The organism is Sphingomicrobium arenosum (assembly GCF_026157085.1).
Classification (GTDB): domain Bacteria; phylum Pseudomonadota; class Alphaproteobacteria; order Sphingomonadales; family Sphingomonadaceae; genus Sphingomicrobium; species Sphingomicrobium arenosum.
In genome coordinates this window covers 538658-554345 of the sequence record NZ_JANPVN010000001.1, presented here as the reverse complement: position 1 = coordinate 554345, position 15688 = coordinate 538658, and the positions used below count along the sequence as shown (strand labels likewise).

Below are 15688 nucleotides of genomic sequence, written 5' to 3'. Positions count from 1 at the left end.
CGACGACTTTCCTCCTGGGAATTTGCGCGTGAATCGTGACGAGCAGAGCGGTCGGCCGCCAGTGCCGGAAGGGCAGCGGTCGGCTCATGACTTTTGGCATATGGCGAGATGCTGCAACCTGTGTCAGTCTGCGCGCGCGATGATCACCAACCAATCCCGTCGGTCTGACCTGCTTTTCTGCCTCCTTGCGCTGGCGACCGCGGTCACGCTCGCCTGGCCGGTCCTCGAGCATTTCGCGGATGGAACACCGATTCGTGGACAGGTGGTGACCTGGCAATGGATCGCCGCATTCTGCGCTTTCGTCATGGCGGTCTCTCTCGCCATGCTCCTGCGGCTTCCGGCCGTCATGCGCTGGCTACTGTTCCTCGCGCAGGTCGCCAGCGTGATGGCGATGGCGATGTTCGTGAACTGGGCGATGATGACAGCCTTCCTCATGATCATCGCCTGGCAAGTCGGACTTGTGACCAGCCCCAGGAAAGCCGTGCTCTGGACGATCGCCCAGACCTTGGCGGTGGTCGCGACGCTCGCCCAGGCTCTCGATCCGGACCTGTGCTGGGTCATCGGCAAGGCCTTCGCGCTCCAACTCCTCCTCGTGTTCACGGCGCAGGCGTTGCGCCGCGAAATCGCCGCCTCCGCCGCGCTCGCCCGAAGCAACGCCGAACTCGAACGGGCGCAATCGCTCCTGTCGGCCAGCGTTCGCGACAACGAGAGGCTGCGGATATCGCGCGAACTCCACGATGCCTGGGGACATGAACTGACCGCGCTTGGCCTTCAGCTCGAGATCGCCAGCCATTCCAGCGATCCTGCTGCCGTCCGCGCGCACGTCGCGCGCGCCAAGGACCTGTCGAAATCGCTGCTTGAAAAAGTGCGCGATGTCGTCGCGACGATGCGCACGACCGAATTCGACCGCCTCGAAAGCGACTTGGCGCAGCTTGCGCGCAGCGTGCCCCACCCCAGCATCCACCTGGCGCTCGAACCGAACCTGCAGTTGACCCCGAGCCAGGCCCACACCCTGATGCGATGCGCCCAGGAGGCAGTCACCAATTGCATCCGGCACGCCGAGGCCGACAATCTTTGGCTCGACATATCCTCCACCTGCGACGGCGTCCGGCTTCGCGCCGTCGACGACGGGCGCGCCGCGGTCGTCGATGGCGGCGTTGGTGCGGGGTTACGGGGGATGCGCGAGCGGATCGAAGGGCTCGGCGGCCGCCTCGTTGCTGGCACGCGCCTGAACGACCCGGGCTATTCGATCGACGCATGGCTCCCGATGGGAGGTGCGACAGCGGCATGATCCGCGTCTTTCTCGTCGATGACCAGATGCTCGTGCGTCAGGGCATCCGGGGATTGCTGGACCTGTTGCCCGATATCGAGGTCATCGGCGAGGCTAGCGACGGCCTCGACGCGATCGATCAGTTGGACGTCCTGCGGCCCGACGTCATGCTGCTCGACATTCGCATGCCGCGCGTCGACGGGATCGCAGTCCTCGAACGACTGTTGCGCGAAGGGCGACAGCCGCCGACGCTCGTCCTCACCACCTTCGATGACAGCGAAGCGGTCATCGCGGCCATTCGAGCCGGGGCCAAAGGCGTGATGCTCAAGGATGTATCGCTCGACGATCTTGCGAGCGCGATCCGCGCGCTGGCGGATGAGCGTACCGCGCTGCACCCGGGCATCTCCGCGAGCCTTGTCGCCGCAATCCGGCGCGGCCCGGCCCCGGGGAGGCGGGACGAGGCGATCGAGCCCCTGACGTCGCGCGAACAGGACGTCCTCCATCTCATTTGCGCCGGCTGCAGCAACCGCGAAATTGCCGACGCGCTGGAGATCGCCGAGGGCACGGTGAAAAATCACGTGTCGAACCTCCTGCTCAAGCTCGATGCCCGCGACCGCACCCGCGCCGCGCTCAAAGCCATACGAGCGGGGCTGTTGGGATAGAGATAGCCGAACAGAGGTGCTGTCAGACTAAGTCGCACTTTCCTACGTTTGTGCACAGCTATGTCTTTGAGGCGCGGGTTCAGCCCATCAGCTGCCGCCACTCGGCCAGGGCTGCTGAGGGGCACTGTTTGAAGGTGTTGCGATCGACAAGGTGACGTTCGGTATTGAAGTGATTGTGGACGTTGGCGTGGACGGAAGCGAACTTCTGGAAGCTCTTCACCTGTCGGAACCGCTGCATCGCCCGCTCTCTTCGTCGGAACGGTAAGTGTGAGTTTTCGACCCGGTTGTTGAGATGACGACCGACCTCCTGGCGGCCGGCATTACCGAGGTCACTCATGGCTGCTGCGTAGGAGCGAAGGCCGTCGGTGATGATCGTCTCGGCCCTGCCGTAACGCTTCAGCGCCTTCTTCATGAAGCGGAGCGCAGCCTGCTTGTCGCGCTCCCTCGTGACATAGCTCTCAAGGATCTCGCCTTCGTGATCGACGGCGCGCCAGAGATAACGGTGTTTGCCGTTCACCTTCACCACCATTTCGTCGAGGTGCCATTTCCAATGTCGAAAGCCGCGCATCCTCGACACACGCTGTCGGCGGATGTCGCCGGCGAACAGCGGGCCGAACCGGTTCCACCAGTAGCGCACGGTCTCGTGCGTGATGTCGATGCCGCGCTCGAACAGCAGGTCCTCGACGTTACGCAGCAACAGCGGGTAGTTCACATACATCATCACCGCCAGGCGGATGATTTCCGGCGAAGAGTTGAAGTAGCGGAAGGGTGAAGGTGCGACTTTGCGACGAGGCATTGTGCCGCCCTACCCTTCCCTCCCTAACGGTCGGTGCATTTGGTCTGACAAGACCCGCCCTACCCTTCCCTCCTTAACGGTCGGTGCATTTGGTCTGATAAGACCTCCGGGCCGGTAGCGGACGGTCCGCTCTTGGTTTCGCCCCAGATTAAAGCAGCCGTTGAGCGAGAGCGAGGTCTCAACGTCCGCTAACGACCCCAATTGCGGACGTTGGAGGCGAGTGTTCTCAATCGGTGTTTTGCTCAAGGAAGTCGATGAAGAACGCGAAGCTTTCTGCGAGGTCAGAAGGATCGGGATCGAAACTTGGACCTGGTATCTGTTGGTCTAGATTCCGGGACATCAAATGCCCTCTCTCCGGAAAACGTCTCAGCTCGCATTTTCCACCCAGCTCGATCTGGCGAGCACAAAATTCTTCGACTGTGGAGATTGGAGCCAATCCATCCATCTCCCCGTGTGCCATCGCGACGGGAGGGAGGGCAGTCTCCATATTATGCAAAGGAGAGTGGGCTTCTGGCTCTGCCCGATTGTGAAGAAGAGACCGGAAGCGATCAGCGAAACTCATTACTTCAATACTCGCAGAGCTGAGCAACAAGGCAGAAGGAGGGGCTACGGGGCTTTCGCACCCATGCGTAACCAAGTTAGCCGCCAAGTGCGCCCCCGCCGATACGCCGAAAAGAGCGACTTTGGCGTCGTCGATATGACTGAACTGCTCATCTGTTCGCACCCAACGTAGTGCGTGGCAGGCGTCGGAAAGCGCTTCGATAGGTGTATTTATATCGTCTGCTAATCGATACTGAATTGACACTGCTGTAATGCCTACCGATGCAAACGCTTTCGCCGCCATGAAAGTGGACTGCGGACCACCCGTAAAATATCCTCCGCCATGAAACAGAAGGACAGCTTCGTCGCTGGTGCGCGTTGCATCCGGTTCGAACACAAAGGCCGAAAGAGTTTCGTCTCCGAACTGACGATAGATCAGTCGCTCGGGTGCATTTTGGGCAGCGACCGACCTCGCAATGCTAGAAGCAGCGCTATCTTGCTCCACGACCCTGTCAGTGCTCGTGGTCGTGCAGCCCGTAAGGAATGCCGACAGTATGAGAGCGACACATTTCATTCGATCTCCCCTTGTTTGGGTTCGAGGATGTCGAATTAGAGACGTCGGGACAAGGTCTTAAGGCCACACAGGTATTGAGCGCGTACTAGTATCAGCTTTCCACCCCAAACCGGCCGTGCGTCAATCGCTCGCACTCGTACCCCTCCATCCCTCTTGAAATCCGATCGAGGCGAAATATTTCTTCGATGCCGGATGCCATCGGGTCCGGCAGTCGAGGATCGGTTCGCCGGTGATCGGCGAGCCCTCCTTATCCATCGTTGCTCAAGAAGGAGGACTGAACCATGCGTAGTGCATTCGACTTTTCGCCCTTCCGCCGGTCGACGATCGGGTTCGACCGACTGTTCGACATGCTAGAAGAGAGCCATGTCGGCAATGGCGACAATTATCCGCCCTTCGATCTGGTGATGGTCGGCGATGACGAATATCGCATCGACCTCGCCGTTGCCGGCTTTCGCCGCGACGATATCGACATCACGGCGCAGCAGAACCAGCTGATCGTGAGGGGCAAGAGGTCCGACGAAGACGGCACCGACTATGTCCATCGCGGGATTGCGACCCGGGAATTCGAACGGCGGTTCGGCCTTGCCGATCATATTCATGTGACCGGCGCGGACCTCCACGACGGGCTGCTGTCGATCAGCCTCGTCCGCGAAATTCCGGAAGCCATGAAGCCGCGGACGATCGAGATCGGCGGGGCCACTGATGCCGGCCAGAAGAAGATCGATAACAAGGCCCGCGAAACGGCCTGAACCGGCTGGCTGATGACCGCTGACTGAAGAAGAGCCCCGATCGGCAGTAGCCGGTCGGGGCTTTTGCGATAGGTCCACTGCTCAAGTCTGCCTTTCCGCTTCCCACCCCGAAACCGACCCTGCCGTCACCGACCCCGTTGCGGACGTCCAACGGTTCCGCCATTCCTTCCGGATGGTGTCCGCATATATTCTGCCTAGTGCTGCCAACCACACGGACCTCGAAGCGTGGTCCTCGATCTTACCAGCGGGCCCACGTATCCTGCGCACGAGCCTTTTTGGCGATGCCTTCATCTTGGGCTCGGACGGCGGCGTTCATTTACTCGAGAGAGGCGAATGCTTTTCCGAGAAGGGCAGCAATAGCGAAGAGGCATTCTGGCGGCGGATTCAGAACGACGACCAGAACTGGTTGCTTGCTGATTTGGCAGATGAATGTCGCGCGGCAGGTCTGATATTAGAGGACAGGCAGTGTTACGCCTTCACCGTGCCACCAATCCTCGGAGGCACATATACGGTGGCAAACGTCTGGGTGGCGCCCTGGAGCGAGTGGTTCTCGCTGACAGCAGATCTGTTCAAATCGGTGAAGGACTTGCCGGACGGCGCTGCTGTTTCTTTCAAGGTGGTGGACTAGCCTTTATCCGCATTACACCACGAAACCGGGAAGGCGGCGATCGACCGCAGTCGCGATGCGACCGACACCTTGTCGTCACCTGATTGTCGTCGTCAATTCGATGGCGACCAAGCGCCAGCCTATTCCGTCGCGCTCGAACCGATACGAGTTGCCTTTTTGGCCTTGGCGTCCGGATGGAGTAGCCACGAATTCATCGAACCCTGTCCGCCTTAACTCCCAGTTCTCACTGGTCTGCAATATGCGCGGCATCACATCCGCCCGCTCCTTGGTGATGAACTCGTCGGGCAGTCCCTTGGCTGCTGCGAATTGCCAGTCTCCGTATGGCTCGACGACGAATGCTCTGACAGCGCGTGGATCAGACATCGCATCCAATATAACGCCTTTTGTCAGCGGCGGCGGATACGTCTCGACCTGCGGCAGCATCTGCCTTTCGAAGGCCGACCTCACCCTCTCCCGATCGTAGAGCTCCGTCAATTTTCCCGGCGCGATATTCCCATCGCCTAGTTGAGCGATCGCCAAGCGAGGCGACAACGCATACCAGCCCAGAAGCGTTAGTGCTCCCACGATGACGATCGCCGCTACCGGCCAATAGCGCTCAAGCCTCATATCCGCCCACGACATCTCCGAAACTACTGCAGACCGATCGATAGCCGAGGAGCATCAGATATTCTCTCTGTTTTCGGCAGATCAGGCCAGTCTCTAACCATGAAACGATAGTCCGCTTTCAACCCCGAAAGCGACCTGGCGGTCATCGACCCCATTGCGGACGATCTGCAATTAACGCTACGCCTTGCTTTGGTTATTGGGGGTCTTGGTGCAAAACGCGCAAAGAGCATTAGTCGGATTCGCCGTTTGCGCGGGGTGCATTGTACTCTTCTGCTTGGCGTTATATCTCGCCGCTCCCTCGGGGGCCGACGACTATATCGAAATCGAATTTAAGCGATGGGTCGCGTCCGATACTCTGATATATCCGCTGTCCTTGTTAGCGATCTATTGGCTAGTGGCGGGGCTCGGTGCACGTGAGTTGGTGCTGAAATCCGCCCCTTCAAATTCGCTCCTGGCTATTGGCGCACTCTGTATCGCGACGGGGACATTGAACCACTACGTTTACTGGGCCGATACCTATTGTGATCAACGCCCCTATCCCCACGACGGGTTTCAGGTGCTGAAAATTTACGAGTGCCCAAGTAGTGAGATCTTCTTCACGGGATTGGCCGTCGTCGCGCACTCATTACTGCTGACCAGCCTAATATACAGGCTTGCAGCATCGCATAGGGTCTCACCAAACAACAGCGCTTGATACACCTGACCAGACGTCCGCTTTCCACCCCGAAACCGACCAAGCTTGGAACGACCCCTTTGCGGTCATAAAGCGGCGAGACCACGTTCAAGCGCCTGAAGCGCCTGATTAACGATCGATCTGGGTCGCTCTTTTTTGGCCGCCTCCCGGAGCCAGTCGAAGTCCGCCCTCAGCATCTCTCGCGTTTGCTCCGGCGCATGGTTCGCAAGTTCTTGCCAAGCTATTAGTGACCCTACTGATAGGTCACCGGGATACAGGTCGCATTCGGCTTGGTGATATAGAACAACGAACCTCGTGACCGCTTCCGCGAGCCAGGGAATGGCGAGCTTTTGGCCTATTAGAACACGGCATTGCCCACAGGACATCTCGTCAAGCGGAGTTTGCCAGGCGTGGGAGATTTTTATTTCCAATCCTGACCGACGCGATGCTTTGGAATGAAGCTCAACCTTATCCCTGTCGCCGGTTAGCGCGAGCAAGCTATCGGTTGGTAACGAGTAGCCGGATAGAAATTCCAAGATCGGAGCACGGCCAAGACGAGTGTCTATCATTCACCTTCGATGCGGCCGTTCGGGGAAGCCGTCAATGACGCCAATTTCCGATCCCGGAGCTGAGGGACCGCTTTCCACCCCATCCCGGGCATTATCAGCGCGGGTCGTGCGCGATAGAAGCAGTCATTCAGGTGAGACGCCAGCCTCCAGGAGAAACTGGCGTAATCTCAGATCTCGGTTTTCTCTGACAGCGTGAGGGCGTCTTCGATGTCGACGCCCAGATATCGCACAGTGTTCTCTATCTTGGAGTGTCCGAGGAGGATCTGAATGGCCCTCAGATTTCCCGTGGCCTTGTAAATGATCGATGCCTTCGTTCGTCGCAGCGAATGAGTGCCGTAATCCTTCTTTCTGAGGCCGACCGCCGTGACCCATTCGTCCACCAACCTCGCGTACTGCCGGGTGCTCAAGTGCTGGTCATGATCGACCCTGCTCGGGAATGCGAAATCCTCAATCGTGCCCCCGCGTCGTTCAAGCCAGGCCAACAGGCTCATTCGCGCGTCAGCCGTTATCTCGAACTGGACCGGTCTATTCGTCTTTCGCTGGGTGATCGTAGCTCGGTGTCGAATTACCGATCCTGCAACCAGATCGCCAATCTTGAGCTCGACGAGGTCGCAGCCTCTTAGCTTACTGTCGATCGCAAGATCGAACAGGGCCCGGTCCCTGATCCGTTGCTCGCGATCCAGATGAAACCGAATTGCCCAAATCTGCTTCTGCGTGAGCGGACGCTTCGGACCGACTTGGGTGCCGGCGTTCCAAGGTCGCATCGCACGCGCCCCAGGGTCGAATTCTGACATGCCCATCTGACTTCTCCTTTGGCCGGAATGACCATGAGAGAAACGCTTGAGCTAGGCGCCCTCTTCGGGCCGATGCAGGAACGTCTGCATAGGGGTGTCCGGTCGATCAGCGCGAATAACCGATATGGGGCGCTTTGCCGATGGACCGAGGTTGGGCCGATAGCTGACGGTCCGCTTCCGGCTCATTCACCCCCAAAAGCGGCCATTCGACGAGATGCGGAGAAAGCGTCCGCTTGCGACCCCGTTGCAGACTCGCGTTTCGATCCCCTAATTGACCCCATGTCTGCAGATTGTTGTTCCGCCAAGTCGACCGAACTGGAGAAGCTGGCCCGCCAAGCCGAGCAGCGTCGAGTGCTGGTGGCCGTGCTGGCCATCAACGTGGTCATGTTCGTCCTCGAGTTCGGTGCGGGCGTAATCGCAGGATCAACGGCACTCATGGCCGATGCCTCCGATATGCTCGGCGACGCGGTCGTTTATGCAGTCAGCCTCTACGCCCTTGCCCGGTCTGACCGGTGGAAAGCCGGAGCAGCGATGCTCAAAGGGGTCGTCATTTTGGGGCTCGGAGTTGGAATCGCATTCAACGTGCTGATCAAAATCAGCAGCGGGGTCGCTCCGTCTTCCACCCTAATGCTGATATTCGGTGGGCTCGCGCTCGTCGCCAACCTCGTTTGCCTTCGTCTGCTGACACGTTTTCGTCATCAGGACGTGAATATGGCGAGCACCTTCGAATGCTCTCGCAACGACGTGATCAACAATTGCGGGGTGCTACTCGCGGCTGGGCTCGTCTGGTGGCTGGTCTCGCCCTGGCCCGACATCATCATCGGCAGTCTCATGGCGGTGATCTTTCTGCGCTCGGCTTTCCGCGTTATTCGGGAGGCAGCGCCGCAAATGCGCGCGACTTGAGTCGCTTTCTACCCCGTTCAGGTCGTTCGATACAGCACCACGTTTGCACCGAGAGGCTCGACGGTTCGTGGGCCGGTTACTGGCTGTCCGCTTGCGTCTGGAATGCAGTGAAAAAAGACGAGCCAACTAGCCCAGTCGGGCAATCGTCAGCATGCGCACGAGATCGGAGAGGGTCTTTGCTTGCATCTTCATCATCGCATTGGCGCGGTAGACTTCGACTGTCCGCGGGCTGATGTCGAGATCGAAGGCGATCACCTTGTTAGCTTTCCCGTCCACGAGGCCATCGACCACCTCGCGCTCCCTTGCGGAGAGCAGACCGAGACGGTCGAGCACTTCGCGGCGTTCGTTCTGTATCTGCTCGTCGCCAGTGCTGTCGGTCAGCGCCTTGCGGATGGCCGCAAGTATCGCCTCGTCGTCGAATGGCTTCTCGATAAAATCCGCAGCGCCCGCCTTCATTGCCTGGATCGCTAACGGCACGTCGGCGTGACCGGTGATGATGATCACCGGCACCCTATCGTCGCGCTCCTTCAGTTTGTCGGCCAGTTCGACACCGTTCGTGCCGGGCATACGCACGTCGGTCACCACGCAGGCGCCGGAAAGTGGAGGCGAAGATTTCAGAAAAGCATCGGCCGACACGAACGAGCGGACACGGATTTCGGCAACGTCGAGAAGAAACTCTAGCGAGTGCCGCGCGCTCTCGTCGTCATCAATGATGTAGACGATCGGATCACTGGCACCACTACTCGCCATCGTATAGTTCCTCACTCGCGACACGCTGCACCGTAAAGCCGAACTCCGCCCCGCCGCCGGGAATTGGCAGGGCCCAGATACGCCCTCCATGCGCCTCGACGATCGTGCGCGAGATCGACAGCCCGACGCCCATACCCGTGCGCTTGGTGGAGATGAAGGGCTGAAATAGCCGGTCCGCGACTTCGGGATCGATACCGGGACCGGTGTCGGTCACCGATACCTGCGCCAGATCGTCGACTGCCTGTTCGATCACGATCGTCAGATCGCGCTGCGAACAATCTGATTCGGCCATCGCATCAATCGCGTTTCGCACAAGGTTTAGCACGACCTGTTGGATCTGCACCTTGTCGACCAGCACCAGATCGATTGCGGGACTGAAGTTATATTGCACTCGGATGCCATGCTCCTTGGCACCGACGAGCGCGAGGGCGCTGGCTTCCTCGACGAGTTTAGGCAGACTCTCGATTGTGCGTTCGGTTTCGCCGCGGGCTACGAAGTCCCGCAGCCGACGAATGATGTCGCCTGCCCTGAGCGCTTCCGCAGCAGCCCGGTCGACGGCTTCCGCCACGCGCTCGTGCTGCACCTCTTCTCGCATGAGCAGCATCCGACTGCCCTTGAGGTAGTTGGCGATTGCCGAGAGCGGCTGGTTGATCTCGTGCGCCAGCGCAGACGCCATTTCGCCCAAGGCGGTAAGCCGCGAGACGTGCACTAGCTCGCTTTGCAGTTCCTGCAATCTTACCTCGGCCTGCTGGCGCTCGGTCAGGTCGCGGATGAACCCGGTGAAAAAGCGCTGCCCTTCCGCCTGCATCTCGCCCACGGCAAGCTCGAGCGGGAAGGTCGAACCGTCCTTGCGCTCGCCGACGACAACGCGGCCCTTGCCGATGATCCTCCTCTCGCCGGTGCGGTAGTAGCGCTCCAGATAGCCGTCATGTGCGCTGCGATAAGGATCGGGCATCAGCACATTGACGTTCTGTCCGGACACCTCTGCCGCATTCCATCCGAACATCCGTTCGGCTGCGGGACTGAAATCACGGATCAAGCCGGCTTCGTCTATGACGATCATCGCATCTGGCACGGTGTCGAGAATCGATTGCAGGTGGGCTTCACGCCTCGCGAGCGCGACGGCCGCGGTTTCGGTTTCGATCCGCGCGCGCTGGAACCACTCGCCGCCGATGGCCACGGCGAGGCCGATGAGCACGAAAGCCGCGGCGGCAATCAGGCTTCCGCTCTCGATCGGTCCACTCAGCGCGTCGCACCAGAGACCGGCGGCAGCGCCGACCACGGCCGCAAGACTACCTGCGCGAAACCCGGAAAGCGCGCTGGCGACAACCACGCCGGGAACGAAGAAAATGAAGGTGGCGCGCTGACCGAGTTCGCCGGCGGCGAGCAGGCGGACCGCGACACCAGCCGCTATAGCTAACAGCGCCAGCAACAGCGCGGTGGAAAACGACAGGCGCGGCAAGAAGCGACTGACAAAACTGGTGCGCCCCACCTCCGGTAAGGCCCTTAGGGTTCTTGGCTTAGGGTGATCATCCAAATTTCGTGGTTCCGTGCATCGGGATAGGAGGAGGTCATCAGCGGCGCCCCAACAACATCTGCCGCAAGCGGAGAAACTTCAATGACTTCACCCTTCATCGATCTCGGTGTTCACCACAACCCCCGCGGAATGTCGGACCGGATCGCGTTCGCCTTCACCAAGGCGCTGCGTTGGTGTGCTGACACTTTCTTCGCCGAGCGTTACGGCCACCGCGCCGTCGTGTTGGAAACGGTTGCCGCCGTGCCGGGCATGGTCGGGGCAACGATCAACCATCTCGCTTGCCTGCGCCGCATGTGCGACGACAGGGGCTGGATCAAGACGCTCATGGACGAAGCCGAAAACGAGCGCATGCACCTCATGACGTTCATCGAGGTCTCGCAGCCCACATGGTTCGAGCGAGCGGTGATCATCGGGGTGCAATGGGTTTTCTACCTCTTCTTCTTCGCGCTCTACCTGGTGAGCTCGAAGACCGCACACCGTGTCGTGGGCTACTTCGAGGAAGAGGCCGTCCTCAGCTACACGCATTACCTCGCCGAGATCGACGAAGGTCGCAGCCCGAACGTGCCCGCACCGGAGATCGCCAAACGCTACTGGGGGCTTCCCGAGGATGCCAAGCTGCGCGACGTGGTGTTGGTGGTGCGCGCCGACGAGGCACACCACCGCGACGTCAACCACGGCTTCGCCAATGAGCTTGCGGGTCTGCCGGTAGGCGAGGTTGCCGAGTGCCCTCCGCACGTGGCTCTTGAACCCAACTGGAAGAAGGTCGCCTGATCCAGGCTGCCCGGCGAGGAGGACGGAACATGATCGATCAAGCCAAGATCCTGTTGCTGGTCGAAGATGTCTCCGTTCTTTCCGCGCTCCGTTTCTCCCTATCAATCGAAGGGTTCGAGATCGCCGAGTGGATTGGAATGGGCGACAGTCCCTCCGTGGCGGCCGCTCTGGTCATCGACGAACGCTACGGTGGCGACGCTCTTGCCGCGCTCGCCGGGTTGAAAAGAAAGGGCTGCTGCGCGCCGGCGATAGTCCTCGCGACCAATCCTACTGCCCAACTACGAGCCCGTGTCGCCGCCGCAAATGCCGAGCTGATCGAGAAGCCGCTTCTGGGCGACGAGCTGAGCAGTGCGATCCGCGCCATCCTAAAAACGCGAAAGGCAGCCTGAGGTGACCACCAACCTTCCCGACGGCCTCGAGCCATACAAGCGCACCGCAACGTTCACCGAAGACACCTTGCCGGCAGGTCTGCTGGCCGAGCATTCCACCAAGGACGGCGTCTGGGGTCTCATCCGGGTGGAGGAAGGCGCCTTACGTTTTGTCGTGACCGATCCACGCCGCGCGCCGGCCGAATCGCTGCTCACGCCCGAAGATGAATTCGGCATAATCGAACCGACAATCCTTCACCGTGTTGAGTCGGTCGGAACGGTGCGGTTTCACGTCCAGTTTCTGCGCTTCGCAAGCGCAAAGCCTCCGGCTTCCACACCCGATGGGAGTGGCTCATGACCAGCGCCCCTATCCGTTCGCATGCGGCCGATCCCGACACCCGCTCCTTCGCGCAGCAAAAGCGAGCTGAGAAGCGCGCAGCGGCAGAGGAAATCGGGATCGACGCGGCGTTCATCGACCACCTGGTCGAAGCATTCTACGCCAAGATACGCGAGGATGACCTTCTCGGCCCGATCTTTGCCGAACGCATCGCCGACTGGCCGCCGCATCTTGCCAGAATGAAGACGTTCTGGCGTTCGGTGCTCCACAACAGCGGCGAGTTTTCGGGCAATCCGATGCTCAAACATCTCGCCATTCCCGGCCTCGAGCTCAGGCATTTCTCGCGCTGGCTCGACCTCTTCTACGAAACGCTACGGGAAGCCGAGGGGTACCCCGCCGCGACCGATCTCGTCGGCGCGCGCGCGAGAATGATCGCCGACAGTTTGCTGACTGCCATTGAAATGCGCCGAAACGGACTGGCCGGGGGGCGCGCAGGAAAGGACCTACCCTGTGTCTGATGCCGTTCTCCGCACCCAGGTCGCGCCGCTACGAGAATACCGCGATGCGCTGTCCGACGTTATGGTGCCCATCGCCGGGCTCGAGGCCAACGACAACAGTACGCTTACGCCGCCGCAGCAGCCTGAAACACGAATGTTCGAGCTGCCGGCAAGCGTCTGGAGAGCGATGATTGCCTGCTATGCCACCTTTCTTATTGCCTTGCTTGGCGCGACCGGCGGGGCACATGCAGCGTTCGCGATCGCCATATCGACGATCTACGTCGCCATGTTCTTCGGAACCGCTCGCGTGATGTTGCGGCACGCCCCGCCGCAACCGGGAAGTCCGCTGAAACATCGAGGCGCCATTTTGCAGACCGCTTCCGGCTGCTTGGCTCGCGGCGAGGTATATGGTCAGGTGTTGATCGTTCCAGCGACTATTGCCGTATTCGGCATCGGAATCTGCTTGATCAGTGCGATATTGATGTAAGTCCAGCAGTAACGTCAGTTGTCCGGAGGAAAGAAAATGATCTGTCCTTATTGCAGCGAACTCGGCCCTCCAGGCCCACTGGATGTGCGTAGTTGTGCGCCGCGCCTGGGCACATGGAGCAACCCAAGGTTGGGTCTGCTCTCTCGCTTTTCGCAATGGCTTTCGACTTTGCAGATAAAGTCGCGATAGCTGGCGCACGTAGCTGAGAAGCCTTCACGTGATTTCATCGGAACGTGCCACGCGCATTGCAGTCATCGGATCAAGCCAGAAACGAAGGGCAGATTTAGGAGCCGAGGAATGGTCAATGAAATGACCGCGATAAGGGCGCTTAGCTGTCAACCGCTGCATTCTAAACGAACGACAGCTTTTGGGTCTCGACGAAGGCGTGTCGAACGGCCGATATGGGGCGCTTTGGCGATGGACCGAGGTTGGGCCGGTAGCAGACCGTCCGCAGCCAGAGTCTGGAACTGGGAAAACTGACGTTCCGCGCGCTAGTGCCGTCAATGTCCGCTAACGACCCCAAAGCCGACTATCCGGCGCACGAATGTGAAGCCGCTCGACGACGCCCGATCTCAACGGCAGCCCATAGAAAACCTCGTGCTTATCGGCCGCAGACACCGGTAATCGCAGGCCTTAAGTTGCAGCTGCGCCGGCCGCGCCAAAGCGGTTTGGTCCATCAGTCGATTTGAGCGCCAGAAGGACGACAAGAGCGAGAAGGGCCAACATGTAGAACATGTTGCTGAGGAAAATCGCCATAAAGAGGCCCGGATCTGGCGCGCTTGGAGTGCGCCCCGGCGAGAAGACTTGCGGCATCGCAATCATTGAAAATGCGATGAAAGGAACCGGCATAAGGCCCCACCATCCACTTCTTCCGGTATCGTGCAGCCGGCGAACCACTGCGGCAGCTAAGAGAACAATGGCTACGAGGACAACCATTCCCATTGCCAAAAACATCAGTGTGAAGTCGGGCGAGAACTCCCCTCCCTGAACCGACATCGAATAGTGCCCCGGTCCGTGAGAAATGGTCACGCTTTCCGGATGCGCTTCCGCGTAATTCTGCATCGACCGCATGCTAGCGAACATCGGAGCCAGCATCGCTAGCATCGTCAGAACCATCGACAGCCCGAATACAGCTGCAGCATAGGCCCAAAAACTCGAACGGTCCTCGCGGCCCGAAAACTCGAACAGCAGTCGAAAGTGTTCGCCAAAAGAGACTTTATTTCCCTGCATTACTCACTCCCCCAAAACGCCGAGCAACGAAGCTCTGACGTATTGGGCAAATGGGGTCAATGCAGAGCGCACGTCCGCTTTTCCACCCCGAAACCGACCCGGCGGTCATCGACCCCATCTCAGACATTCGGCGGGTCTGGACCTACATTTTTCGCAAGCATGCTTCTCAATCGCCGAGCGATGAAGTCCAACGCTTGGTTACCGCTTCGGCCAGCGTTCTTTCTGCACCAGCGTCTCGGGATCGTATACCACTCCATCCATCGTATCGGCCTGCCCCAACTCCAGCTCGCTGCGTTCGATGACCGACAATTGTCCATCAGGTTCGATGACGACCCAATTCACATCGTTGACGCTAGTCAGACCTTCGCTACGAAGCCTGGAAAGGACTTCCTGCCGGGTGATCCGTGAGGCTACCATCGCCTCGTCCAGCCAGACCCCCTTGTGAAGGAGCAACCTCGGCTCGGCCTTGAAGGCGTCGTCCGCAACATCGGTCTTGGCGAAGAATTTGGTCACCGCATATTGGCACACCCCGAGCGTGGCCATGCCGAGCACTGCAGCCCCTATACTGATATCGGGAACGAGAATGCCGCTAGCGAGGAGGCTTCCTGTCGCGACCGCTATCAACCAATCGAAATTGTTCATCTTCGCAGTGGCGCGCTTACCCAGCAGCCGAACAAGAACAACCGTGTAGAAATAAAGGATTATTGCCCCGACCAGGACACCGATCAGGCTGCCGTCCTGCGGTAGCCAGAATGCGGGATCATCGATCATGTCAGCGCATCCCTATCGGAAATGGCAGTTTCCGACTCAGAAGGCACCCACATTGGCGGCCCGGCCGGCATAATGCCGCGCCATCGTCTCATGGGCTTCACGCGCTGTTTTGTTCGGCGCTTTCGATGCCAGTTCGCGTTCCTGCTTCAACCGCTTCGAAAAATAGGCAAAGTCCC

General features: G+C 59.7%; 18 protein-coding genes. 10 read left to right on the top strand and 8 right to left on the bottom strand.

Going from position 1 to position 15688, the window contains the following annotated elements:
• Positions 1–28: 28 nt before the first annotated feature.
• Entirely contained in the window at positions 29–1291 is a 1263-nt protein-coding gene (locus NUW51_RS02560; RefSeq protein WP_265562465.1) for a sensor histidine kinase, read from the top strand.
• The gene (locus tag NUW51_RS02555) at positions 1288–1932 is read left to right on the top strand and encodes a response regulator (protein ID WP_265562464.1); all 645 of its coding nucleotides are present in this window, start codon (positions 1288–1290) and stop codon (positions 1930–1932) included. The genes NUW51_RS02560 and NUW51_RS02555 overlap by 4 nt, the downstream gene beginning before the upstream one ends.
• Before the next feature lie 79 nt (positions 1933–2011).
• Here NUW51_RS02555 and NUW51_RS02550 read toward each other — a convergent pair whose 3' ends face one another.
• Positions 2012–2728 carry an IS6 family transposase gene (locus NUW51_RS02550; protein WP_265562462.1) on the bottom strand — a complete coding sequence of 239 codons (717 nt, stop codon included), beginning with the start codon at positions 2726–2728 and terminating at the stop codon, positions 2012–2014.
• A gap of 226 nt (positions 2729–2954) precedes the next feature.
• Entirely contained in the window at positions 2955–3842 is an 888-nt protein-coding gene (locus tag NUW51_RS02545; protein ID WP_265562460.1) for an alpha/beta hydrolase, read from the bottom strand.
• A gap of 281 nt (positions 3843–4123) precedes the next feature.
• Here NUW51_RS02545 and NUW51_RS02540 point away from each other — a divergent pair, with 281 nt between their 5' ends.
• Together NUW51_RS02540 and NUW51_RS02535 are read left to right on the top strand one after the other, a co-directional pair.
• Complete coding sequence (locus NUW51_RS02540; protein ID WP_265562459.1) at positions 4124–4591, top strand: Hsp20 family protein; 468 nt, start codon at positions 4124–4126, stop codon at positions 4589–4591.
• A 172-nt stretch (positions 4592–4763) separates the two neighbouring features.
• Positions 4764–5219 carry a T6SS immunity protein Tdi1 domain-containing protein gene (locus tag NUW51_RS02535; RefSeq protein WP_265562457.1) on the top strand — a complete coding sequence of 152 codons (456 nt, stop codon included), beginning with the start codon at positions 4764–4766 and terminating at the stop codon, positions 5217–5219.
• A gap of 75 nt (positions 5220–5294) precedes the next feature.
• Here NUW51_RS02535 and NUW51_RS02530 read toward each other — a convergent pair whose 3' ends face one another.
• Positions 5295–5825, bottom strand: coding sequence for a hypothetical protein (locus NUW51_RS02530; RefSeq protein ID WP_265562455.1), 531 nt, complete (start codon positions 5823–5825; stop codon positions 5295–5297).
• Between the two features lie 1409 nt (positions 5826–7234).
• A complete protein-coding gene (locus tag NUW51_RS02525) occupies positions 7235–7867 on the bottom strand; it encodes a tyrosine-type recombinase/integrase (protein ID WP_265562454.1) in 633 nt (210 codons plus the stop codon).
• 273 nt (positions 7868–8140) lie between these two features.
• Between NUW51_RS02525 and NUW51_RS02520 the strand changes: the two genes are divergently transcribed.
• Entirely contained in the window at positions 8141–8764 is a 624-nt protein-coding gene (locus tag NUW51_RS02520) for a cation diffusion facilitator family transporter (protein ID WP_265562452.1), read from the top strand.
• A 126-nt stretch (positions 8765–8890) separates the two neighbouring features.
• Here NUW51_RS02520 and fixJ read toward each other — a convergent pair whose 3' ends face one another.
• Together fixJ and NUW51_RS02510 are read right to left on the bottom strand one after the other, a co-directional pair.
• Positions 8891–9514 (bottom strand): response regulator FixJ, encoded by a 624-nt coding sequence (gene fixJ, locus NUW51_RS02515; RefSeq protein WP_265562450.1) that lies wholly within the window; start codon positions 9512–9514, stop codon positions 8891–8893.
• Positions 9504–11006 (bottom strand): two-component system sensor histidine kinase NtrB, encoded by a 1503-nt coding sequence (locus tag NUW51_RS02510; protein WP_265562448.1) that lies wholly within the window; start codon positions 11004–11006, stop codon positions 9504–9506. Before NUW51_RS02510 ends, fixJ begins: the two co-directional genes overlap by 11 nt.
• 126 nt (positions 11007–11132) lie before the next feature.
• Between NUW51_RS02510 and NUW51_RS02505 the strand changes: the two genes are divergently transcribed.
• From NUW51_RS02505 to NUW51_RS02485, 5 genes are read left to right on the top strand one after another with little or no spacing between them, the layout of a single operon-like run.
• Positions 11133–11822 (top strand): alternative oxidase, encoded by a 690-nt coding sequence (locus tag NUW51_RS02505; protein ID WP_265562446.1) that lies wholly within the window; start codon positions 11133–11135, stop codon positions 11820–11822.
• Between the two features lie 29 nt (positions 11823–11851).
• Positions 11852–12211, top strand: a complete 360-nt coding sequence (locus NUW51_RS02500; protein WP_265562444.1) for a DNA-binding transcriptional response regulator — start codon at positions 11852–11854, stop codon at positions 12209–12211.
• A gap of 1 nt (position 12212) precedes the next feature.
• Positions 12213–12548, top strand: coding sequence for a DUF1971 domain-containing protein (locus NUW51_RS02495; protein WP_265562442.1), 336 nt, complete (start codon positions 12213–12215; stop codon positions 12546–12548).
• Complete coding sequence (locus tag NUW51_RS02490) at positions 12545–13045, top strand: group III truncated hemoglobin (RefSeq protein WP_265562440.1); 501 nt, start codon at positions 12545–12547, stop codon at positions 13043–13045. The genes NUW51_RS02495 and NUW51_RS02490 overlap by 4 nt, the downstream gene beginning before the upstream one ends.
• The gene (locus tag NUW51_RS02485; protein WP_265562438.1) at positions 13038–13511 is read left to right on the top strand and encodes a hypothetical protein; all 474 of its coding nucleotides are present in this window, start codon (positions 13038–13040) and stop codon (positions 13509–13511) included. Before NUW51_RS02490 ends, NUW51_RS02485 begins: the two co-directional genes overlap by 8 nt.
• Positions 13512–14144: 633 nt before the next feature.
• Here NUW51_RS02485 and NUW51_RS02480 read toward each other — a convergent pair.
• Both NUW51_RS02480 and NUW51_RS02475 read right to left on the bottom strand, forming a co-directional pair.
• The gene (locus tag NUW51_RS02480) at positions 14145–14741 is read right to left on the bottom strand and encodes a DUF805 domain-containing protein (RefSeq protein ID WP_265562437.1); all 597 of its coding nucleotides are present in this window, start codon (positions 14739–14741) and stop codon (positions 14145–14147) included.
• Between the two features lie 198 nt (positions 14742–14939).
• Positions 14940–15512: a DUF421 domain-containing protein gene (locus tag NUW51_RS02475; protein WP_265562435.1), complete on the bottom strand. Its 573-nt coding sequence runs from the start codon at positions 15510–15512 to the stop codon at positions 14940–14942.
• Positions 15513–15688 lie beyond the last annotated feature (176 nt).